The sequence below is a fragment of the Actinoplanes subglobosus genome, from assembly GCF_042650585.1.
Lineage (GTDB): Bacteria > Actinomycetota > Actinomycetes > Mycobacteriales > Micromonosporaceae > Actinoplanes > Actinoplanes subglobosus.
The window spans coordinates 267,191-287,945 of record NZ_JBHSBL010000015.1 but is presented as its reverse complement, the minus strand read 5'-3'; the positions used below and the strand labels follow the sequence as shown (position 1 = coordinate 287,945).

Below are 20,755 nucleotides of genomic sequence, written 5' to 3'. Positions count from 1 at the left end.
TAGCGTCCCGTGAGCTGCCGCACCTGTAGGAAATCAATCGGCCGGCAGCGGCCAGCTGTCCAGCACGTGACCGGGATGCTCGCGCCGGAACCGCCGCCGGGCCTCGACGTACCGGGTCGGGGTGAGCCCGGTGAACGCCCGGAACTCGTGGCCGAAGTGGGCCTGATCGAAGTAGCCCGCGCCGGCGGCCAGCTCACCCCAGTCGATCGGTGCGGCGGGGTCGATCGCCAGCATGGCGGTGGCGAACCGGTAGGTCCGGGCCAGCCGTTTCGGGGTGACGCCGACCAGCTCCTTGAACCGCTGCGCCAGGTGGGTGCTGCTGACTCCGGCCGCCGTCCGCAGGTCGCCGATCGCCACCGCTCCGGCGGTCGCCGCGATCAGGCCGCTCGCGTGCCGGACCAGCCCCAGGCCGGCGGTCCCGGACAGCCGTCGCGTCAGCTCCCGCTCGAGCAGCGCCAGCATCTCGCGCGGCCCGGGCGCCGAGGCCAGCCGGTCGCGGAGCTCGGCGACGGCGGGCCGGCCCCAGACCTGCTCCACGGTCACCGCGCGGTCGCACAGCTCGGCCGCGGGCATCGGCAGGAACGGCGCCAGCCCCCACGGTTTGAAGTGCACGCCGACGGACCGGGTCCAGGGCGGTAGCCGAACTCCCACGCGCGGGTCGGCATCGTGACCACGCAACCGTCGGCGTGGTCGGCGGCGGCGGTGTCGGCTCCGCCGCGGACGCGGAACGGGTCCCCGAGGTTGAGGATGAGCAACACCGCCGGTGGCGGCAGGGTCAGACGGGCGTACGGCGGCGCGCCCTCCAGGTAGTAGAGGTCGTCGATCAGCCCGTCCAGCGGCGGCCGCGGCACTCGGGACACGTACTCCACGCCCCCAGCATCCCCGATCCTCACCCGGTCATCGGGATTCCGTGATCGCCAGCGTCTCCGGGCCGAGCGCGGTCAGGAAACCGATCGGGTCGAACCGGGCGCCGAGTGTGGCGACCCCGGCCTTCGCGCCCTCGCCGGTCAGGACCCGGACCGCGGCCTCGGCCACCAGCGGCGCGGTCACCGCGTAGATGTCGCGGCCGCTCGCCGTCACCCGGTGCTCCCGATCACCGGACCGGGCCACCACCTCGACCAGGAACGTCTGGGTCGACCGGCCCGACCCGTCGGCGGCGGCCGGCTCCGGGGCGTCCGGGTCGCGCAGGTCGGCGACGGCGTTCGCGGTCATGAACGAGTGGATCACCGGGGTGCCGATGTGCGTGGGGATCGTGGCGCTGTCGGCGGTGACGAACTCGCCGACCACCGCGCGGCGGCCGACCGGGGCGGGGAAGTCCCACTCGGCGCGGGGCGCCTCGCCGGCCCGGACACGCAGGCGGTGGTCGACGAAGGCGATCCGGTTGCCGTCACGGCGGGACGCGGAGACCTTGCCGGTACGGCGGGTGCCGCTCGTGGGATGCCAGCTGCTCAGGGCGTACGCGATGGTCATCTCGTCGACCGAGGCGAACCGAGACGCGGCCGCGGTGGCCAGCAGATCGCCGAGGCCGCCGAAGAAGGCCGCCGCCGGCACGATCGGGATGCCGGCGTCGCCGAAGGCGGCGAACGTGTCACCGACCACCTCGACCTCGGCCGTCACGTCCAGGTAGGGGATGCCGGCCCGGATCGCCGCCCGGATGGTCGCGGCGGCCGTCGCGTGGAACGGCCCAGCACAGTTGATCACCGCGTCCGCGTCGTGGAAGGCCTGGCCGAGGTCGGTGCCGCGGCCGCACGGGATCGGGGTGAGGCCACGCCGCCGCAGCTCGGCGACGACGAAACGGCCGGTGTGTCCGGAGGCCCCGAGGACCGCGATGCGCTTGTTCATGACGTCAATGGTCGTGAAAGTCTCCGGAGCGGGACAGTGTCCGGAGCGACACCTCCCGTACAGTTTCGGACATGCACCGCGTCGCCCTGCCCGTCACCGACGGCACGCCGCTCTACGAGCTGGCCGCCGCGTGCGAGGTCTTCGGCGCCGACCGGCAGCTCACCGAGGGGTGGTATGAGCTGGTCATCTGCGGCGAGGACGGCGCCGCCGTCGGTGGCTGGCTGACCGCCGGCATCCGGCACGGGCTCGACGCGGTCGCCACCGCCGACACGGTGATCATCACGTCCTGCCGCGACCCCGAGGAGCCCCCCGCGCCGGCCCTGGTCGAGGCCGTCCGCGCCGCCCACGCCCGCGGCGCCCGGGTGGCGTCGCTGTGCACCGGTGCGTTCACGCTGGCCGAGGCCGGGCTACTGGACGGGCGGCGGGCCACCACCCACTGGGCGCACACCGACCTCTTGCAGTCCCGCTATCCGTCGGTGACGGTCGACCCGGGTGTGCTCTACATCGACGACGGCGACGTGCTGACCTCCGCCGGGAAGGCCGCCGGCATGGACCTGTGCCTGCATCTGGTGCGCCTCGATCACGGTACGGCGGTGGCGAACGCGCTGGCCCGTACCCTCGTCGTGCCGCCCCATCGCCCCGGCGGGCAGGCCCAGTTCATCCCGGCGGCGGTCGGTCACGGCCGCAACCACGTGCTGACCGCGGTGATGGCGTGGGCGCAGGACCGGCTCGGCGAGTCCCTCACGGTCCGTGATCTGGCCCGCGAGGCGGGCATGAGCTCCCGCAATCTGGCGCGGCACTTCCAGGCGGTCACCGGCAGCAGCCCGCTACGCTGGCTGCACGACCGGCGGGTCCGGCGGGCCCAGGAGCTGCTGGAGATCTCCGACCTGAGCGTCGAGCAGATCGCCACAAGGACCGGCATGGGTACGGCGACCACGCTCCGCCGTCACTTCAGTCAGCAGCTGGGCGTCCCGCCGGAGACGTACCGCCGTACCTTCCGGGGGTCCTGATGGGCTACGACATCCACATCACCCGGGCTGTTCCGTTCTACCTCGATCACCGTTACCCGATCGCGGCGAGTGAGGTGCGGTCGCTGGTGCGCGACACCGCCGACCTGGTCATCCCGGATGATCAGGCCGCCGGGTCGTTCCAGATCCTGGTCGGCGACGACTCCTGGCTGGCGTTCACCGGCGGGCGGTTGCACACCAAGAATCCGGGCGACCCGATGATCCGGCGCATGATCGAGATCGCGACGGCCCTCGACGCCTGGGTCGCCGGTGACGAGGACGAGATCTACACCTGGGAGAACGGCGAGGTGACCTCGGACGAGGCCGACCTGCCGGAGATCACGCCGATCACCCTGGACCGGCCGGTCACCGCCGAGGAGTGGGCCGCGCACGTCGCCGCGACTCCGGATCTCGACTGGTTCACCCGCGTCGAGGCCGTCCTGCCGTCGGGCCGCCGCTGGATCGACTGCCCGCCGGTGGCCTGCTGGACCGGCCATCCCGGCGGCCGTCCGGTGCCGTTCTTCGTGGACGAGGCCGGCGACGGTGCGATCGAGGTCGAGGAGCCGGACGACCTCACCCTGGCCCGGATGCGACTTCTGTTCGTTTAGAAGTCCGCAACAGTTCAACCTGTGAGTTCCTTCAGGTTGCGGTGGGACGTGACGGACCGACCGGTCGATCGTTTGTGCAGGTGAGGGGTGTCCGCGCCGAGCCGGGTCTCCGTCCGGCCCAGCCTGCTCCAAGCGTTTTCACAGCCCGCAGGTTGTGTCCAACACGAGACCCGCTCGTAACGATGTCAATGTTCTTGTAAAGTGCCCCCAAACGCACGACGGCGTGCGCGACGTCAGCGTGCCGTTCCGCCTGGCGAGGAATTGGACTTTGACGATGTTCAATCGAACGGTGATGTTCGCTAAGCAGCACTCCCCCGATTCCCTGCGGGTGCTCGGCCGCCGCGCCCTCCTCGAGGCGCACAACGCGAAACTGCGGATCACCGTCCCGGTCCAGGACCGCTGCGAATTCGTCAACGTCTACCACTGCGCGGTGCGCAAGACCGCCAGCCAGTGGGTGAAATCGGTGTTCAGCGACCCGATCGTCTACCGCCATTCCGGGCTGGTCACCTACGACCCCCGCTACTACGGCTGGAAGGACCCGCGGGTCTGCCCGCCACAGCGGATCGGCCTGTCGCTGTACTTTCCGTACAAGCGTTACCAGAAGATGCCGAAACCCGAGAGCCACCGCACCTTCTTCATCTACCGCGACCCGCGTGACCTGCTGGTCTCCAGCTACTTCTCGACCCGCGACTCGCACACCCCGATGGGTGACGTGCTCGAGGTGCGGGCCGCACTGCAGGAGCGGTCACAGAAAGACGGAATGCTCTACCTCATCGAGCACCTGACCAAGAAGGGCATGTTCAACGCGGTCCGCTCCTGGGTCGAGGCACCCCCGTCGGAAACGATCCGCATCGTCCGCTACGAGGACCTCACCGGCGAGCGGCAGTTCCCCGAGATGGACGCACTGATGCGTCATTGCGGAATCAACATTCCATCCGCGGAACTCACCACGCTCCTGGAGAAGTACAGCTTCTCCCGGATGAACGACCGCAAGAAGGCCGGGCAGGTGTCGCACTACCGCAAAGGCAAGTCCGGCGACTGGCGCAACCATTTCGACGACGACATCGAGCAGGCGTTCCGCAACGCCACAGGCAACCTGCTGGACATCCTCAACGATTCGTCACCGTCCCGAATCACGGTCCCCGAAAGCCGGTAGGCCCTTCCCCGGCATCCGCCCCGTCCGGTTCTCAATCCTCCGCCGCACCCACGTCCCCTCCACCACCACACCAACCTCGGCTTCTCCAACGCACCCACCTTCGCGCTGATTCACCGCGCCCCCTTCGCGCTTGTTCGCCGCGCTCGGCCGCCGTCCACCCACCCCGCCGGGCTTGCTTCGTGGCAGCCCTCCGCGCCGGCTTTCCGCCCTTCATCGGCCCGCCCATCCCCTGCCTCCGCGACAACCCTTCCACCCTTCATCGGCCCGCCCATCCCCTGCCTCCGCGACAACCCTTCCGCCCTTCATCGGCCCGCCCATCCCCTGCCTCCGCGACAACCCTTCCGCCCTTCATCGGCCCGCCCATCCCCTGCCTCCGCGACAACCCTTCCGCCTTTCGTCGCTGCGCCGCCCTCCCCCTCCACCGCTGCCCCTTCACCCCGCCCTTCCGTCGGCGCTGACCTATCCGTCGAGGCGTGCGGGATAACCCACCGGACCGGTCCATCCCGAGGTGGTCGCCGCAGCAGATCATCGGAAAACGAAAGGTCAGCGCCCCTCGACTAATCCGCGGCGGGGGATGTCGGCATGACACCGAGGGGCTAGCGTGAACTTTCGGTGAACCGAGCGCTCACGCAGCGTATCCACCGGGTGCCCCTCTGGGGCTGCCGGGCGGAGGTTCCGGAGCGAAGGGAGCTCGACATGGCCAAGAAGTCGTCGAAGAAGTCCAAGAAGGACAAGAAGTCCAAGAAGGACAAGAAGAAGTGACCGAGCAGGGCCGCCGGCGTGCCCGGCGGCCCTGCTCGGCTCCGTCTCACCCCTCGATCACGCCGGGCCCACCAAGCCCGGACCCTCGCACACTTCACCGGGCACCGGGCACCGGGTCCCGGGTCACCGGGTCACCGGGGTCACCGGGGTCACCGGGGTCACCGGGGTCACCGGGGTCACCGGGGTCACCATCCGACCCCCGACGGCTTCCTTCATGATCATGTCGGTCGCAGATCTCCGCCGGCCGGAAAATGTCGGACCCTGGCCCTACGATGCGGGGCATGACGACGACGATCGATTACACGGCAGGTGGTCCGCTGACCGACCTCTCCGCGGTCGGCCGCGGCGCTTTCGATGACCTCCCCGAGGATGCGGTCGAGATCTGCCGGCTCACGCATCGTCTCGTCATCCAGCCACACGACGCCGGCCGGCTGGAGCTGCCACCGGGCCGCTTCGGCGAAAACCAGATCCGCCCAGCCGCCGACCTGGTCAACAGGTTGCTCGATCTCGATCCGTCCCCGTTGACCACACCCCGCCCACCCGAGCGTCGAGTTGTCGGCACCTGCCGGCACTTCGCGGTCCTGACATGCGCCCTGCTGCGTCACCGCGGGATAGCGGCCCGAGCCCGTTGCGGGTTCGCCACCTATTTTCAGCCCGGCCTCGGTCTCGACCACTGGGTGATCGAGTTCTCCGTCGACGGCACGTCATGGGTCCGAGCCGACCCGGAGGCCATGGGTTTGACGGTGCTGTCCAACCCGGAGGCACTGGTCCCAGGCCAATTCCTGACCGGCGGCGAGGCCTGGTCCGAGTTCCGGGCGGGCAACATCGACCCGGCGAAGTTCGGCGTGTGGGGCACAGAGAATTTCGGTCCCGCCGAAATCCGAGGCAACGCCATCCGAGACTTGGCCGCCCTGAACCGTGTCGAAACCCTCCCCTGGGACGAGTGGGGCCGGATGGAGGCTTCCTACCAGGGCCACACCGGTGCCGACTACGACACCTTAATCGACACCATCGCCACCACTTGCGCCTCCGACGACCCGGAAGACGTGGCCACCCTTTACCAGTCGGAGGATTTGGAGGTCCCACCAGCCCTGACCATTTGATCACTCACCAGGGCACGAGCACCCCACGGCAACGAGCCCGAACCACCAGCCCGAACCACCAGCACCGCACGGCAACAAACCCGAACCACCAGCCCGAACCACCAGCACCGCACGGCAACAAACCCGAACCACCAGCCCGAGCCGACCGGCCTACGACCACCACATTGGAGTGCACCGGCCAGAGCTGCCTGACCAGGCAATAGTCACACCGCAACCATCAATCCGTGATCGCCAAGCCGCACCGCAGCCATCACGCCGCACCACCAAGCCGTGATCGTCGGATCACAGCCATTACGCCACCACCACCAATGCTGTGCCGGCAGGCAGCAGCTACCAATTCGTGGCTGCCCGGCTCTGGTGTCAGCGAACCATGGCTGCCCACCGCTGGCATCGGCGAGTCGTGGCTTCTACCGCCCAGGCTGCCGAGCCATGGCCAGCACCGGCCGGAGGCGCGGAAGCCGGAAGCACCGCGGGCCAGATTCTCCTGTCGGGCCGCTGTGGGCGCGGGCTCCTCCGCTGGGACACGATCCGCCCGGGGTGCCGCTGTGCGATCTCAACGTCGCTGTCAGCTCCGCCTGAGAACTGACCACGTGGTTCCGGGGGACCACTTCTTAAGCATCGGGAGTGCTGAACGTGCAGGACTGGGCAGAGACCCGGCCGCTGCGTCGGTCATCCAAAGCCGCCAGCACCTCGCTGGGAAGGGCCGCGAGGCAAGAGAACCGGAGGGGAAAACCACGGGAGGAAGACCGCGAAGCGAAAACCGCGAAGCGAAAACCGCGAAGCGAAAACCGCGAAGCGAAAACCGCGTAGGAAAGACCACGGAAGGCAAAACGTGAGGGGAGAACCGCGAAGCAAAAACCGCGTAAGAAAGACCACAGAAGGCAAACGTGAGGGGAGAACCGCGAAGCAAAAACCGCTTAGGAAAGACCACGGGGGGGGAAGGCCGTGAGGGGGTGCACCCCAGGTTGGGGGCGCCGAGGTCGGTGTCGGTCGGCTCGTCGGTGGTTCAGGTCAGGCAGGGCGACGGGCTTGATCGAAGGTGCTCGAACGTCGTGGCCGCGGCCGGCTGGAAGGCGAAGATGACGTCAGCAGGATGGTCTCGCCTCGTAGACGACGAGCCCCCACCAGATGACACCCAGCAACAAAAAGGGTGAGGGTCAGGTCCGGCGGACATTCAGCGAGCGGGCGGCCTCGACGGCACGGTCGGCGATGTCGTCGACCCGGCGGGCGAAGAAACCCTCGGCCAGCATCGAGGTGTAGCCGTGCGCAACCGCGATCGTGGCCTCCAGCAGCAACACCGTGTCGTGATAGGTGCTGGTGCCGGTGGCGCCGCTGAGGTCGAGCATCGTGGTCATCAGCGCCCGGGTGTGCTCGCGGCGGCCCTCGTCGGGCACCCGTGCCAGTTCGGGCGCGTAGATGACCGGCAGGCCCGCGCCGGTGCGCGTGACATAGCGCACATAGGCGCCCGCGGCGGCTGCGAGGCGGTCGGCCGGGTCGGTGCCGGCCGCTTCGGCGGCGGACACGATCGCGGCGCCGAGATCCCGTGCGGCGGCGGCGGAGACGGCGGCGAGCAGGTGGTCACGGTCGGGGAAGTGGCGGTACGGCGCGGCCGAACTGACTCCGAGCCGGCGGGCGACGGCGGCGACCGAGAAGCGCTGGAGCCCGCACTCGGCGAGTTGCTCGAAGCTGGCCGCGATCAGCGCGGCCCGCAGATCGCCGTGATGATAGGCCCGTTTCGCCGACACGCTTGCCTCCGTGTAAGTAGGCTCTTACATTAGCAAGTGAGAGCCCTCTTACATCAACATCGGAGGCGTACGTGAGCATCAAGCTCGGCTATCAAATCCCGAATTTCACGTACCCCGGCATCCCGGTCGAGGACACCTTCGACACCGTCGCCGCGCAGGCCCGCGAGGCGGAGGCCAACGGATTCGACACCGTGCTCGTGATGGACCACCTGTATCAGCTGCCGGGTATCGGCCCGGCGGAGAACGCGATGCTGGAGGCCTACACCACCCTGGGCGCGCTGGCCTCGGCGACGTCCACGATCCAGCTGTCGACGCTGGTCACCGGCAATACGTACCGTAACCCGGCGTTCCTGGCCAAGACGGTGACGACACTCGACGTGGTCTCCAGGGGCCGCGCGATCCTCGGCATCGGCGCCGGCTGGTTCGAGCTGGAGCACGACGCGTACGGCTTCGAGTTCGGCACGTTCGGCCAGCGGTTCGAGCGGCTCGAGGAGGCGCTGCAGATCATCACCCCGATGCTGAAGGGTGAGCCCGCCTCGCTCGACGGTAAGTGGTACACGGCCCGGTCGGCCATGAACAACCCGCGGGTGCGCCCGCACATCCCGGTGATGCTGGGCGGTTCCGGAGAGCAGAAGACGTTCCGGCTGGCGGCCCGTTTCGCCGACCACATGAACATCATCTGCGACGTCGACGACCTGGCCCGCAAGGTGTCGGTGCTGCGCGAGCGGTGCGAGGAGATCGGCCGCGACCCGGCCACGCTGGCCACCAGCTTCCTGGTGATGGGCGGGGTCGGCGAGACCGAGCAGGAGGCCAAGGAGATCGGCGAGACGATCCCGGAGGATCGTCGCAACCGGGCCTTCGTCGGTACGCCCGAGCAGGTGGCCGATCAGATCCAGGAGCGGGTGCTCGCCGCCGGTATCGACGGAATCACCATCAACCTGATCCGCAACGGCCACCGCCCCGGTGTGGTGGCCGCGGTGGGCGCGGCCCTGAAACCGCTGGTCAAATAGCGTCGGGCAGAGCCGCCGGTCACACGAGGTCGGGCGGAACCGCCGGTCACACGAGGTCGGGCGGAACCGCCGGTCACATGAGGTCGGACAGCTTCACCGGCAGGCCGGTCCGTGCGGACCGGTCTGCCGCGACGCCGGTCAGCACGCTGCGGATGCCGTCGCGATAGCCGGCCTGCCGGGCCAGTGGATCGTCGCCGGGTCCGCGGAAGACGTCGTCGAGCAGCAACCGGTCACCGCCGCCGTGCCCGCCGTCGCCGTTGACGATCGGTACCTCCTCGGCTTTCTGCCAGTGTTCCTGCACGGTCAGGCGCTCGAAACCCCCGGTGTCGGCGAGTGCACTCGGGTCGACCGCCCCGTGCGGTGGCGTCCACTCCCGCTCGCACACCTCCAGCTCGATGCGGCCGCGGGTGCCGTTGAACGCGACCCGGTAGCCCTCCCACGGCGAGTACGCCGTCAGCGAGTAGGTCATGGTGGTCCGGTCGGCGTAGCTGACCAGCACCGACATGGTGTCGTCGATGTCGATCCCGGCGCCGAAGACGTCCCGGTCGCGGATGTACCCGTCCTCGTGCTCGGCATCCAGGTAGAGCGCCTTGAGTCGCGGGTCGGCCGTCATGTCCAGCAGGAACGGGTCGGCCCCGAGGCCCGGCGCTCCGTGCGACCGCTCGGGCCGTGGGCTCCCCGCCGGGCCGTAGAACCGCAGTCCCGCCTGGGCGAAGACGGACTCGGGATGACTGCCGAGCCACCAGTTGACCAGGTCGAAGTGGTGGGTGGACTTGTGCACGAGCAGCCCGCCCGAGTTGACCTTCTCCCGGTGCCAGCGGCGGAAGTAGTCGGCGCCGTGGATGGTGTCGAGCAGCCACTCGAAGTGCACCGACGTGACGCGCCCGATGCGGTCGTCGGCGAGCAGCTGCCGTACCGCGCTGTTGCGGGGCGAGTATCGGTAGTTGAACGTGACGATCAGCCGGGCGGTGCCGTGCTCGGCCGCGGCGGCGATCCGGCGGCATCCTTCGGCGTCGACGGTGAGCGGCTTCTCGACGATCACGTCGACGCCGGCGTCGAGGGCGGCACACACGTAGTCGGCGTGCCGGGCGTCGACCGTGGTGATCACGACCGCGTCGGCGAGGGCCAGGACCTCGGCGTAGCGGTCCGGGTGGAAGACCGGCACCGGGGCGGGGATCCGGCTGTTGTGGTACGCCATCCGCGTCCGGTTGGTGTCACAGAACGCGACAATCCTCCCGGTGTCGCTCCACTCCCCTGACAGCGCGTCGATGTAGAGCTGCGCGCGGTGGCCGAGGCCGACGATGGCGTAGCGGCGGGTCATCGGGTCCCCTCCGAGAGAATGGCCGGGTGGTGGACGTCGTGGGCGCCGAGCCGTCCGCACATCCCCCAGCGGGGAGGGCCGCTCGGGGCCGAGCCGAAGACGGCCGAGGCGCGCAGGTGCCGCCCGTCACCGGATTGGAGAGCGTCGAGCAGGTCCGTGTCGACGGCTGTCGATCGCCAGCCGTCCACCAGGGGGCGCACCAGTGCGACGGCGGCGTCGTAGAGTTCCTCCAGCGGCCGCGGGTCGCCGGCCTCGGCCGCGTCGACCAGCCGCTGGAAGCCTTGGAGGGCCAGGTCTCGCCGGTGACGAACGGCGAGCCCGGGATCTCCGGCGAGGTGGGCCGCCGCCCGGTAGCGATCCGGGTCGGCGACGATCTCGGTGGGGAAGGTCATCACCGCGTCGCCGGCCTCGGGCAGCCCGGCGTTCGACATGATCACGAGAACTCGCAGGTCGTCGTGGTTGACCGCACGGTGGACGGTGCCGGGCGTGAACCAGACCGTCGAGCCGGCGGCGAGCGGCGTCTCGCGCAGCCCGTTCGTGTCGAGGGTCAGCAGCGTGCCGGTTCCCCCGGTCACCACGTAGGCCTCGGTCGATACCGTGTGCAGGTGTGGTGTGCCGCCGTCGTCATAGACGGCCAGGCGGCTCACCGACGTACCACCGGGAAAGGTCCTCATGAAAGGGCCTCCGCCCCGAGTGCGGCGAGTTTCTCGGTGCCTGCGTCGCCGTGGTCACCGTCGGCGATCACGACGGCGTAGCGGAAGGTGACGGAATCCCCGGCGGCAAGGTCCAGCTCCTCGCTGAAGAAGGGCGCGGGGTTGAGGCAGGCGAATTGTTCGGTACGGGCGAACCACTGCGGCGGATGATGTGGATTGGCGGTGTCGTCCACGACCACGACGGTCGACGACCGGTCCACCCCGTCGTGCCTGCCGCGGAACGCGAACCACGGCCCCCGGCTCCCCCGCAGTTCGTCGCCGCCGACTCCGGCCGGCGACTGGAGCAGCCCGTCGGTGAAGGATCGCGGGCCACGCCAGAACAGCCCGCCGTACCCGGCGTTCTCCCGGCCCTTCGTCGTCGGCGACGCGAAGGTCAGCGTCGCCCCCGACACGTTGGTCATCGTGGTGGCGAAGGTCAGCACCCAGCTGACCTCGTCGGCGACCGCCCAGCCGATCCGCCGTCTCTCGGTGATCACCGGGTCGCCCTGCTCGGAGGTCCAGTCGAGGGTGTGGGTCAGATCCGAGCCGGTGAGCCGGTCCATGGTGCGGTGCACGGCGCTGCCGTTGTTGGGCCTCTGCACGTAGGACTGCCCGTGCACGTAGGTCGGGCCGCCCCAGAAGTTGTGCTCGCCGACATACGGCAGCGACCAGGCGATGCCCTTGTGCCAGACGTGGTCGTGCGGGCGGTACAGCGACACCTGCTCGCCGGCCAGGGTGCGGATCGGATGCAGGTACGGCTTCGGCGACTCCAGCCGCGGGGTGTCCGGCCGGTAGACGTACGTGAAGAGGGCGATCCTGCCGGCCGAGACGGTGACCGACCCGCCCAGCCGGTGGTCGACCTGGAGGTTCATCGGCCTGCTCCGTTCATCGTGGCCGCGAAGGGATGTCCGGGGCCGATCTCGCCGGCGCGGACCGGGCGGCCGGTGGCCGCCGAGGCATAGAGGGCGGCGATGAACTCCATGGTGGTACGGGTGTCCGGCAGCGAAACCGGCGGTGCGAGGCCCGCGTCGAGCGCGTCGAGGACCGCGGCGAGCTGGTCGATGTGCCCGCTGACCGTCTCCGATCGGGTCCGGTTCCAGCGGGCGGTCAGGTCCTCGTGGCCGGGCACCGGGGTGATCGTCCAGTCGGCGTCGCGGTAGCCGTACAGGTGGGCGAGCTCGACGGTGGCGTGTTCGAAGTCGAACCGCAGCGTGGAGGTCTGCCGTGGGGAGACGACCGAGTTGACCACCGAGGCGAGGGTGCCGTCGGCGAAGGTGACCAGTGCCATCGACACGTCCTCGGTCTCCACGTCGCGGGCGCGCGTGGCGGTGACCGCGGAGACCCGTTCCCACGGGCCGAGGACGGACAGCAGCAGGTCGAACTGGTGGATGCCGTGTCCCATGGTCGGGCCGCCGCCCTCGGTCTCCCACCTGCCACGCCATGGGACGCGGTAGTAGTCGTCGTCGCGGTACCACTGGGTCGCGCAGGTGGCCAGCAGCGGCCGGCCGAGTTCGCCGGCGGCGATCATCTCGCGCAGCCGGTGCGCGCCGGTGCCGAACCGGTGCTGGAAGACGGTGGCGACGTGCGCGCCGGTGCGCCGGGACGCGTCGGCGAGGGTGTCGAGTTCGGCCAGTGACAGCGTCGGCGGCTTCTCCACCAGCACGTTCGCACCGGTCTCCAGGCATTTCAGGGCGAGCGGGGCGTGGGTGGCCGGCGGGGTGCAGAGGTGGACGAGGTCGACGGAGTCCAGGGAGTCCAGGTCGGTGTGGACCCGTGGGATGTTCCACTTCGCGGCGAAGTGCCGGGCCAGATCGGGGTCGACGTCGACGACGGCGGTCACGGTGACACGGTCGGCGTGGTGCTGGAGTGCCTGCGCGTGCACGGCGGCGATGGCACCGGCGCCGACGATCGCCGCACGATAGCGAGGTTGAGACATGGCTCCCTCAAGGGCCGGCCCGCGCCGCCGGAACGGCGCGGGCGTGGATCCAACGGTCAGGCGGCGTCGATGCCGGCCTGGAGTTCCTTGATGAAGGCTTCGGCGGCCTGCTGCGGGGTCTCCCGCTCGAACAGGACCGACTCGGTGTGGCGTTTGAGGATGGCCTCGACGTCACTGGCGCCGTTCGGGGTGACGCGCGGGGCCTCACCGACCTTGACCGAGTCGAGGAACTCGGCGGCGGCCTTGTCGGTGCCTTCGAGCTTGCCGGTCAGCGCGGTCCGGATCGTCGTGTTGGCGGGGATGCCACGGTCGGTGAGCATGATGTCGGCGGCCTCCTGGCTGTTGCCGAGGAAGTTCACGAACGCGGCGGCCTCGGCCGGGTGCTTCGACCGCGAGGAGATCGACCAGAACATGGACGGCTTGTAGTACGCGCCGGTGGCCCTACCCTCGCCGGGGATCTTGAGAAGTTTGAGGTTTTGACCGGACGCCTTGGCCAGTGAGGTGAGCTGGCTGTTCCACCAGGTGCCGATGGCCGACTTGTTGGTGGCCGTGCCGGACTGGTCGAGGCCGGCGCCGGCGCGTTCGACGCTGACCGAGGCGGGCGGGGCGATGCCCTGCTGGGAGATGTCGAGCAGGTACTGCCAGTACTTGGCGAGGATGTCGGCCGGGATGGCGACCTTGCCGTCCGGGGCGTAGAGCGACGCGCCGTTCTGGCGGGCCCAGATGTTCACGCCGCCGATGTCGAAGCCCCACGACTGCAGGCCGGTGACCTCGCCCTTGCTGGCCTTGGAGATCTGATCGCCGACGCTCTTCAGGTCGTCCCAGGTCCAGGACGCGTCGTCGGGCAGCGTGACGCCGTACTTGGCGAGCAGGTCGGTGTTGGCGACCAGGGAGTACGTGGTGACGCCGGTGGGCAGGCCGTACTGTTTGCCGTCGATCGCGCCGGTGGCCAGGGCCTTGGCGTCGAAGTCGGTGATCGCCAGGTTCTTGCCGGCGGTAGCCAGGTCGAGCAGGGCGCCCCGCTCGGCGTAGGACGCGAGGTACAGCTCGTCCATCTGGATGACGTCCGGCGCGTCGTTGGCGGCGACGGTCGTGGCCAGGCTGTCCCAGTAGCCGTTCCACTCCTTGAACTCGCCCTTGACCGTTATGTTCGGGTGGGCCTTCTGCCACAGGTCGATGACCTGCTGGGTGCGCTGGTGCCGGGCGTCCGAACCCCACCAGGTGAAACGCAGCTCGATCTGGTCGGCGGTCAGGTCACCGTCGGCCTTGCCGCCGCCGCTGCCGCCGCATCCGGCGAGCAGTAGTGCGGCCAATGCTCCTACCAGGACTTTTTTCATGTTATTTCCTCCGGGGGCTCATTTGATACCGGTGGTCGCAATGCCCTTGATCAGGAACCGCTGGCCGACCAGGAACGCGAGGAAGATCGGCAGCAACGACACGACGCTCATGGCGAACATCGATCCCCACGACGTCGAGACCGTGGCGTCGACATAGGAGCGCAGGGCGACCGGGACGGTGTACATCTCCGGGTCGGTGAGGTAGATGAGCTGGCTGAAGAAGTCGTTCCAGGTCCAGATGAACGTGAAGATCGTGGTGGTGGCCAGGGCCGGCAGCATCAGCGGCAGGATGACCCGCAGGAAGATGCGCGGGTGGCCGGCACCGTCGATGCGGGCCGCCTCGTCCAGCTCGCGGGGCAGACCGCGGATGAACTGGACCATCAGGAAGACGAAGAACGCGTCGGTGGCCAGCAGTTTCGGCACGATCAGCGGCAGGAACGTGTTGACCCATCCGAACTGGGAGAACATCACGTACTGCGGGACGATGATCACGTGGATCGGCAGCATGATGGTCCCGAGCATGATCGCGAACCACAGCTTCTTGCCGGTGAACTCCAGGCGGGCGAAGGCGTAGGCGGCCATCGAGCAGGAGACCAGGTTGCCGACGATGCAGCCGATCACGACGATCGCCGAGTTGATCAGGTAGTGGCCGAACGGGGAGGACAGCGCGGTCCAGCCCTCGCTGTAGTTCGCGAACCGGAAGCTGTCCGGGATGACGCCCGGGGAACGGAAGATCTCCTCGTTGGGGCGCAGGGAGCTGACCACCATCCAGATCACCGGGTAGAGCATCACCAGGGTGAGCAGGATCAGGCCGGTGTGCTTGGCGGCGCTGCGCGTCACTGCGCGCGGGTCAGTCATCGTAGAAGACCCATCGCTTGGCGGCCCAGAAGTTGACCGCGGTGAACGCGGCGATGATCAGCAGGAGCAGCCAGGCCAGCGCCGAGGCGTAACCCATGTCGAAGCTGTGGAACCCCCGCTGGTAGAGGTAGAGCGTGTAGAACATGGTCGAGTCGGACGGACCGCCGGTGCCACCGGAGACCACGAACGCCTGGGTGAACGACTGGAAGGCGTGGATGATCTGCAGCACCAGGTTGAAGAAGATGATCGGTGACAGCAGCGGCACGGTGATCCGGCGGAACTGGGTCCACCGTCCGGCGCCGTCGATCTGGGCCGCCTCGTAGTACATCACCGGGATCTGCCGCAGCCCGGCCAGGAAGATCACCATCGGGGCGCCGAAGGTCCACACGTTCAGCACGATCAGTGTCGACAGTGCGGTGTCCGGGTCGGAGATCCAGCCGGTGCCCTCGATGCCGAAGAAGCCGAGCATCTGGTTGATCAGGCCCTCGGCGCCGAAGATCTGCCGCCACAGCACCGCGATGGCGACGCTGGAGCCGAGCAGCGACGGCAGGTAGAACGCCGACCGGTAGAACGCCAGGCCGCGCATCCCCCGGTCGAGCAGCATGGCCAGGCCCAGCGCGGCGGCGAGCTGGAGCGGCACGGAGACGAAGACGTACGTGAAGGTGACGCCGAGCGAGTGGTGCAGCCGCTCGTCGGTGAACATCCGCTGGATGTTCTCCAGGCCGTTGAACTCCGGCGGCTGGATCAGGTTGTAGTCGGTGAAGCCCAGGACGAACGACGCGGCCACGGGGCCGGCGGTGATCAGCAGAATCCCGGCGAACCAGGGCAGGAGGAACAGCAGGGCGGCCTTGGTGTCCCGCTGACGCGGCGGGCCGCCGGTGGAGGTGTTGAGCCGTTGGAGTTCGCCGATGGCGCTCACCCGACCCCCCTTCGTGGCGTTGGAAACCGTATTCCGGAGTCTGCGGCGTTACGACGAGGTGGTCAAGTGTTTCGCGTCGATGAATTCGTCTTCTGGGAAAGCGCTTACCCCGAGGTGCTGCCCCGCACGGTGAGCGTGCCCCGGAACGTCTCCCGCACCGGCTCGGACGGCCGCTCCCGCATCGCCATCTCGATCGCCCGTATCCCGATCTCGGTGAACGGCAACGCGACAGTGGTCAGCCGCGGCGTCAGGTCACGCGCCAGCGGCACATCGTCGAACCCGGTCACCGACACCTGCCCCGGCACGTCGATCCCGGCCGCCCGGCACGCCGACAACACACCGATCGCCACCGTGTCGTTGATCGCCACCAGCACGTCCGTGCCGCCCAGACCCTCGCGGATCAGCTGGGCCGTCGCGTCGAACCCGCCCTGCCGGCTGACCGCACAGTTCACGATCCGGATGTCCTGCACGTCGGCGCCCGCGGCCAGCAGGCCCTCCACATAGCCGGAGGTGCGGGCCGCCGCGTACGCCCGCTCCCTGGTCCCGGCCAGGATGATCACCCGCCGGTGCCCGGTCCGCGCCAGATACTCACCCATCAGCCGGGCCGACCCGCGGTCGTCGACGGCGATCGCATCGAACGGCAGATGCACACTCCCGCTGCCGTAGAGGATCACCCGGCCGCCGTTGCGCTCGAACGCCAGCAACTCGTCGAGCACCCGGGTCTCCGCCGGATCCTGACTGATCCGGGTACTGGTCAGCACCAGCGCGCGCGGGCGGAACCCGGCCAGATTACGGATCGTCGCGGCCTGCAACTCGGGCAGACCGCGGGTGGACGAGACCGTCACGAACGCGTCGACCGTACGGGCCTGGCGCTCCATCGCCGCGACGACAGCCGCCACCGCGGGCGTCGCCAGGTCGTCGGCGATCAGGGCGATCGCGTCGCTGCCCCGGTTCATCGCCCGGGCCGAGGCGTCCACCGTGTAACGCAGGCGGGTCGCCGCCTCCAGAACCTTCCGCGCGTTCTCCGGCGCGACCGAACGGCCCCCGCCGAGCGCCCGCGACGCGGTCGCCAGCGACACCCCCGCCTCCGCGGCGACGTCACGGAGGGTCACGGTGTCTCGGGCGCGGTGCGGCATCCAGGCGTCCTCTCCAGCTGCGTCGGGCACGCCGCGTGAGCGTCGCGCGGTCCTTCAGGTGATCACTCCGTGCGATCGTTCGCGGGGGTTCCGTGCGGTTCCTCGCGGTTCCTCGCGCCGGTTCCGTGCGGTTCCTCGCGCCGGCTCCGGTGATCGTTGGCGCCGCGAAAGGATAACGCGGGCGACGGAAACCGTATCCCGTCGTGCCAGAATCACGGCGTGACCGTCACCCTGCACGACGTGGCCCGTGAGGCGGGTGTCTCCTACGCGACCGCTTCCCGTGCGCTCAACGGGAGCGACCGCAGCGTCCGCGCCGAGAACGTCGCTCGGGTCCGGGAAGCGGCCGCGCGTCTCGGCTACACCCCGCACGTGTCCGCGCAGGCCATCGCCCGCGGCTCCAGCAACACGGTCGCACTGGTCGTCGGCGCGGTCGACGACCCCTACTTCGCGTCGATCGCCGACGGGGTCGCCGAGGGCGCGGCCGCGGCGGGCCTCACCCTGACCGCGGCGGTCACCGACCGCTCTCCCGACATGGGCCTTCATATCGTACGAACCCTGCGCGGCCGCCGTCCGAGAGTGATCCTGATCGCCGGCAGCCGGGCAGACGACGACGGTGTCTACGCCGCACTGGCCGAAGAACTCGACCAGTACCGTCGGGCCGGCGGCCGGGTAGCCCTGCTGAGCAGCAACGACCTGTCGTTCCCGACCCTGGCCGTCGATCACTACGGTGGCGCGTTCCGGCTGGCACAGGCGCTGGCCGGCCTCGGGTACCGGCGGTTCGCGGTCCTGCACGGCGATGACCGGATCCGCATGTCCCACGAGCGTCGGCGCGGGTTCATCGACGGGCTGCGCCGGGGCGGCATCGAGGTCGGCCCCCAGCACGTGATCGCCGCCGACCTGAACCGCGACGGCGGCCACCGCGCGACGACTGCCCTGCTGAACGGCCACGCCTTCGACGGACCCGGCAACCACGTCTCCCCTCAGCGCAGCAGTCATACCCCGCCCGGACACAGCAACCAAACCTCCCCCGAGCACAGCAGCCATACCTCCTCCGGACACAGCAGCCACGCCCCCACCGGCCCTGCCTCCGCCTACCTCAGCGACCACTCCTCAGCCGGGCTCGGCGGTCGGCTCGGCAGCACCGGAGGGCTGGAGGCGATCTTCGCGGTGAACGACGTGATGGCCATCGGCGCGATGACCGCCCTCCGGGAGGCCGGGCTCCGGCCGGGGCGGGATGTGGCGGTGGCCGGTTTCGACGACATCGACGCGGCCCGTGACGTCACCCCGACGCTGACTTCGGTGCGGGTGCCGCTGCGAGATCTAGGCCGCCGGGCCGTCGAGCTGGCACTGGCCGGTGAGCCGGGCGTCATCGAGGTGCCGGTCGAGGTGGTTCTGCGCGACAGCACCCCGCCGCGCTGACCAGCAACGACGCAGACCCCTGAGGAGCCCCCGGGGTCGCCGACCTGGAAACCGTATTCCTCCTCGCAGTCACGGTCGGAAACGGCGTAGAGCTCCCGCGTACACGGCAACCCTCGCCGCCTGCCGATCTTGACCGATTCGCCACCCTCAAGTTTCGCCACCTGCGGGCAGCCACGTCTGGATCAAGCAAGCGGCGTGGCGACTTCAGGCGGGACGGCAGCGGGCGAGCGGCCAGCAGACGGGACGGCCGCTGGCGAACCAGCAACGGGCGAACCGGCAACGGGCCGGACGGCGGCCCTCGGCGGGCAGTTCCCACAGCCACCTGCCGGTGTCGTCGAACGCTCCCGCCCACTGGCTGGGCCGGTCGGCCCGGCAGACGGTGACAGCGGCCTCGTCGTACACGCAGACGGTGACGGCGGCCTCGTCGTACACGCAGACGGTGACAGCGGCCTCGTCGTACACGCAGACGGTGACAGCGGCCTCGTCGTACACGCAGACGGTGACAGCGGCCTCGTCGTACACGCAGACGGTGATGTAGCCGATCGAACCGGCGGCCGAGCCCTCGTGCGGCACCCGGCCGGACGTCGCGTCGAGCAGCTGGAACAGCTGCTTGCCGGCGAGGCGGACGTGCGACACATCGACACGGTGGAGTTCATCGATCTTGCTCAGGCGGCGCGTACCTCCAGCGGCAGCCGGTTGATGCTCACCATGATCCACGGGTTGCGCTCCTCGATCGGCTCGGCGACGGCGATGTCGCGGTAGCGGTCGAGCAGGATGCGCAGTGCCACCCGCGCTTCGAGCCGGGCCAGTGGCGCGCCGAGGCAGAAGTGGATGCCGTGGCCGAAGCTGAGATGCGGGTTCGGGCTGCGATGGATGTCGAACCGGTCGGGGTGCTCGAAGACCCGGCTGTCACGGTTCGCGGCGGTCACCCAGAGTTGCAGGATCGCGCCGGACGGGACCATCGTCGTACCCACGCGAGTGGCGATGGTAGCCCTCCTGGCCAGGCGCGGGAACGGCGTACGGCATCGGATGCCCTCCTCGATGGCGCCGGGCAGGAGGCCCGGGTCGGCCCGGACCTCCGCAGCCGCGCCGGGATGTTCGTCGAGGCTGAGGACCGTGTTGCCGAGCGTCGCCGTGGTGGTGATGTGCCCGGCCAGCAGCAGGAGTCCGACGAAGCCGACGATCTCCTGGTCGTCGAGGTGTTCGCCGTCGACCTCGGCGGCCAGCAGCCGGCTGGTCAGGTCGTCGCCGGGTGCGGCGCGGCGGGAGCGGATGTGGTCGAGCAGGTAGGAGTTCATCTCCCGGATGGTGGGGGCGACCCGGTTCATGGTCGCGCGGCCGGCCTCCAGCACCGGGTCGGACGGGTCGACGTCGGCCTGGTCGAAGAGCACGTCCGCCCAGCGGCGGAAGATCGGGCGGTCGGCCGCGGGGATGCCGAGGAGCTCGGCGATCACGATCACCGGCAGGGGGTACGCGAGCGCCTCGATCAGGTCGAGCCGGCCGCTGCCGCCGGTGGCGTCGAGGAGTTCCGTGGTGATCGCGGCGATCCGTGGCTCCAGGCCGGCCACCATGCGCGGGGTGAACACCTGGCTGACCAGGCCGCGCAGTTTGCGGTGGCGGGGCGGGTCCATCCGGACGAAGTTGCCCTTCTGGAACAGCAGGTACTCGTCCTGGGCGGGCATGACGCTGCTCAGGTCGGAGGAGAACAGGGCCGGGTCGGAGAGGACGGCGCTGACCTCGGGATGGCCGAGGACCTGCCAGACCTGTTGCCGGTCGTCGTAGTGGACGAGGCCGCGGGAGCGTTGCTCGGCCAGCCAGTCCAGGAAGGTGGGGAGGGTATATGTGGTCATAAAGACCACTATTACCCGACGGTCCCGCCGACTGTCGTCAGCGGGACCAACCTC

Annotated in this window: 21 protein-coding genes; 7 read left to right on the top strand and 14 right to left on the bottom strand. The window is 69.5% G+C overall.

Annotated features, from left to right (window positions below):
* Positions 1 to 33: 33 nt before the first annotated feature.
* From ACFO0C_RS16065 to ACFO0C_RS16055, 3 genes are read right to left on the bottom strand one after another with little or no spacing between them, the layout of a single operon-like run.
* Positions 34 to 612 carry an AraC family transcriptional regulator gene (locus tag ACFO0C_RS16065; protein WP_378067420.1) on the bottom strand — a complete coding sequence of 193 codons (579 nt, stop codon included), beginning with the start codon at positions 610 to 612 and terminating at the stop codon, positions 34 to 36.
* Positions 540 to 869: a hypothetical protein gene (locus ACFO0C_RS16060; RefSeq protein ID WP_378067419.1), complete on the bottom strand. Its 330-nt coding sequence runs from the start codon at positions 867 to 869 to the stop codon at positions 540 to 542. Before ACFO0C_RS16060 ends, ACFO0C_RS16065 begins: the two co-directional genes overlap by 73 nt.
* A gap of 28 nt (positions 870 to 897) precedes the next feature.
* Positions 898 to 1,842 carry a saccharopine dehydrogenase gene (locus ACFO0C_RS16055; RefSeq protein ID WP_378067418.1) on the bottom strand — a complete coding sequence of 315 codons (945 nt, stop codon included), beginning with the start codon at positions 1,840 to 1,842 and terminating at the stop codon, positions 898 to 900.
* 71 nt (positions 1,843 to 1,913) lie between these two features.
* Here ACFO0C_RS16055 and ACFO0C_RS16050 point away from each other — a divergent pair, with 71 nt between their 5' ends.
* The 5 genes from ACFO0C_RS16050 (at position 1,914) to ACFO0C_RS16030 (ending at position 6,478) form a co-directional block, all read left to right on the top strand.
* A complete protein-coding gene (locus tag ACFO0C_RS16050) occupies positions 1,914 to 2,852 on the top strand; it encodes a helix-turn-helix domain-containing protein (RefSeq protein WP_378067417.1) in 939 nt (312 codons plus the stop codon).
* Positions 2,852 to 3,457, top strand: a complete 606-nt coding sequence (locus tag ACFO0C_RS16045) for a hypothetical protein (protein WP_378067416.1) — start codon at positions 2,852 to 2,854, stop codon at positions 3,455 to 3,457. The genes ACFO0C_RS16050 and ACFO0C_RS16045 overlap by 1 nt, the downstream gene beginning before the upstream one ends.
* A gap of 274 nt (positions 3,458 to 3,731) precedes the next feature.
* Positions 3,732 to 4,613 (top strand): sulfotransferase domain-containing protein, encoded by an 882-nt coding sequence (locus ACFO0C_RS16040; RefSeq protein WP_378067415.1) that lies wholly within the window; start codon positions 3,732 to 3,734, stop codon positions 4,611 to 4,613.
* Between the two features lie 612 nt (positions 4,614 to 5,225).
* A complete protein-coding gene (locus tag ACFO0C_RS16035; RefSeq protein WP_378067414.1) occupies positions 5,226 to 5,375 on the top strand; it encodes a hypothetical protein in 150 nt (49 codons plus the stop codon).
* A gap of 281 nt (positions 5,376 to 5,656) precedes the next feature.
* A complete protein-coding gene (locus tag ACFO0C_RS16030; RefSeq protein WP_378067413.1) occupies positions 5,657 to 6,478 on the top strand; it encodes a transglutaminase-like domain-containing protein in 822 nt (273 codons plus the stop codon).
* A gap of 1,157 nt (positions 6,479 to 7,635) precedes the next feature.
* Here ACFO0C_RS16030 and ACFO0C_RS16025 read toward each other — a convergent pair.
* Complete coding sequence (locus ACFO0C_RS16025; RefSeq protein WP_378067412.1) at positions 7,636 to 8,223, bottom strand: TetR/AcrR family transcriptional regulator; 588 nt, start codon at positions 8,221 to 8,223, stop codon at positions 7,636 to 7,638.
* A gap of 71 nt (positions 8,224 to 8,294) precedes the next feature.
* On the opposite strand from ACFO0C_RS16025, the gene ACFO0C_RS16020 reads away from it, so the two are divergent.
* Positions 8,295 to 9,233 carry an LLM class F420-dependent oxidoreductase gene (locus ACFO0C_RS16020; protein ID WP_378067411.1) on the top strand — a complete coding sequence of 313 codons (939 nt, stop codon included), beginning with the start codon at positions 8,295 to 8,297 and terminating at the stop codon, positions 9,231 to 9,233.
* Positions 9,234 to 9,306: 73 nt separating this feature from the next.
* Here ACFO0C_RS16020 and ACFO0C_RS16015 read toward each other — a convergent pair whose 3' ends face one another.
* The 8 genes from ACFO0C_RS16015 to ACFO0C_RS15980 all read right to left on the bottom strand — a co-directional run bounded on the left by ACFO0C_RS16015 (position 9,307) and on the right by ACFO0C_RS15980 (position 17,462).
* A complete protein-coding gene (locus ACFO0C_RS16015) occupies positions 9,307 to 10,554 on the bottom strand; it encodes a Gfo/Idh/MocA family protein (RefSeq protein WP_378067410.1) in 1,248 nt (415 codons plus the stop codon).
* Positions 10,551 to 11,228 carry a cupin domain-containing protein gene (locus tag ACFO0C_RS16010; RefSeq protein WP_378067409.1) on the bottom strand — a complete coding sequence of 226 codons (678 nt, stop codon included), beginning with the start codon at positions 11,226 to 11,228 and terminating at the stop codon, positions 10,551 to 10,553. The genes ACFO0C_RS16015 and ACFO0C_RS16010 overlap by 4 nt, the downstream gene beginning before the upstream one ends.
* The gene (locus ACFO0C_RS16005; RefSeq protein WP_378067408.1) at positions 11,225 to 12,118 is read right to left on the bottom strand and encodes a DUF6807 domain-containing protein; all 894 of its coding nucleotides are present in this window, start codon (positions 12,116 to 12,118) and stop codon (positions 11,225 to 11,227) included. Before ACFO0C_RS16005 ends, ACFO0C_RS16010 begins: the two co-directional genes overlap by 4 nt.
* Positions 12,115 to 13,182: a Gfo/Idh/MocA family protein gene (locus ACFO0C_RS16000; RefSeq protein ID WP_378067407.1), complete on the bottom strand. Its 1,068-nt coding sequence runs from the start codon at positions 13,180 to 13,182 to the stop codon at positions 12,115 to 12,117. Before ACFO0C_RS16000 ends, ACFO0C_RS16005 begins: the two co-directional genes overlap by 4 nt.
* Positions 13,183 to 13,238: 56 nt before the next feature.
* Positions 13,239 to 14,519: an ABC transporter substrate-binding protein gene (locus ACFO0C_RS15995; protein WP_378067406.1), complete on the bottom strand. Its 1,281-nt coding sequence runs from the start codon at positions 14,517 to 14,519 to the stop codon at positions 13,239 to 13,241.
* 18 nt (positions 14,520 to 14,537) lie between these two features.
* A complete protein-coding gene (locus ACFO0C_RS15990; protein WP_378067405.1) occupies positions 14,538 to 15,377 on the bottom strand; it encodes a carbohydrate ABC transporter permease in 840 nt (279 codons plus the stop codon).
* The gene (locus ACFO0C_RS15985) at positions 15,370 to 16,296 is read right to left on the bottom strand and encodes a carbohydrate ABC transporter permease (protein ID WP_378067404.1); all 927 of its coding nucleotides are present in this window, start codon (positions 16,294 to 16,296) and stop codon (positions 15,370 to 15,372) included. The genes ACFO0C_RS15990 and ACFO0C_RS15985 overlap by 8 nt, the downstream gene beginning before the upstream one ends.
* A gap of 104 nt (positions 16,297 to 16,400) precedes the next feature.
* Complete coding sequence (locus ACFO0C_RS15980) at positions 16,401 to 17,462, bottom strand: LacI family DNA-binding transcriptional regulator (RefSeq protein ID WP_378067403.1); 1,062 nt, start codon at positions 17,460 to 17,462, stop codon at positions 16,401 to 16,403.
* 189 nt (positions 17,463 to 17,651) lie between these two features.
* Between ACFO0C_RS15980 and ACFO0C_RS15975 the strand changes: the two genes are divergently transcribed.
* Positions 17,652 to 18,851, top strand: a complete 1,200-nt coding sequence (locus ACFO0C_RS15975) for a LacI family DNA-binding transcriptional regulator (RefSeq protein ID WP_378067402.1) — start codon at positions 17,652 to 17,654, stop codon at positions 18,849 to 18,851.
* A gap of 204 nt (positions 18,852 to 19,055) precedes the next feature.
* On the opposite strand, the gene ACFO0C_RS15970 is transcribed toward ACFO0C_RS15975, so the two are convergent.
* Both ACFO0C_RS15970 and ACFO0C_RS15965 read right to left on the bottom strand, forming a co-directional pair.
* Complete coding sequence (locus tag ACFO0C_RS15970; protein ID WP_378067401.1) at positions 19,056 to 19,487, bottom strand: hypothetical protein; 432 nt, start codon at positions 19,485 to 19,487, stop codon at positions 19,056 to 19,058.
* A 29-nt stretch (positions 19,488 to 19,516) separates the two neighbouring features.
* On the bottom strand, positions 19,517 to 20,701 hold the full coding sequence (locus tag ACFO0C_RS15965) for a cytochrome P450 (RefSeq protein WP_378067400.1): 1,185 nt from the start codon (positions 20,699 to 20,701) through the stop codon (positions 19,517 to 19,519).
* Positions 20,702 to 20,755 lie beyond the last annotated feature (54 nt).

Excerpts from the sequence above, each read along its gene's own strand:
- ACFO0C_RS15995 (WP_378067406.1), bottom strand. The coding sequence starts at position 14,519 with ATGAAAAAAGTCCTGGTAGGAGCATTGGCCGCACTACTGCTCGCCGGA.
- ACFO0C_RS15990 (WP_378067405.1), bottom strand. The coding sequence starts at position 15,377 with ATGACTGACCCGCGCGCAGTGACGCGCAGCGCCGCCAAGCACACCGGC.
- ACFO0C_RS16050 (WP_378067417.1), top strand. The coding sequence starts at position 1,914 with ATGCACCGCGTCGCCCTGCCCGTCACCGACGGCACGCCGCTCTACGAG.
- ACFO0C_RS16045 (WP_378067416.1), top strand. The coding sequence starts at position 2,852 with ATGGGCTACGACATCCACATCACCCGGGCTGTTCCGTTCTACCTCGAT.
- ACFO0C_RS16055 (WP_378067418.1), bottom strand. The coding sequence starts at position 1,842 with ATGAACAAGCGCATCGCGGTCCTCGGGGCCTCCGGACACACCGGCCGT.
- ACFO0C_RS16030 (WP_378067413.1), top strand. The coding sequence starts at position 5,657 with ATGACGACGACGATCGATTACACGGCAGGTGGTCCGCTGACCGACCTC.
- ACFO0C_RS16040 (WP_378067415.1), top strand. The coding sequence starts at position 3,732 with ATGTTCAATCGAACGGTGATGTTCGCTAAGCAGCACTCCCCCGATTCC.
- ACFO0C_RS16010 (WP_378067409.1), bottom strand. The coding sequence starts at position 11,228 with ATGAGGACCTTTCCCGGTGGTACGTCGGTGAGCCGCCTGGCCGTCTAT.
- ACFO0C_RS16005 (WP_378067408.1), bottom strand. The coding sequence starts at position 12,118 with ATGAACCTCCAGGTCGACCACCGGCTGGGCGGGTCGGTCACCGTCTCG.
- ACFO0C_RS15965 (WP_378067400.1), bottom strand. The coding sequence starts at position 20,701 with ATGACCACATATACCCTCCCCACCTTCCTGGACTGGCTGGCCGAGCAA.
- ACFO0C_RS16015 (WP_378067410.1), bottom strand. The coding sequence starts at position 10,554 with ATGACCCGCCGCTACGCCATCGTCGGCCTCGGCCACCGCGCGCAGCTC.
- ACFO0C_RS16000 (WP_378067407.1), bottom strand. The coding sequence starts at position 13,182 with ATGTCTCAACCTCGCTATCGTGCGGCGATCGTCGGCGCCGGTGCCATC.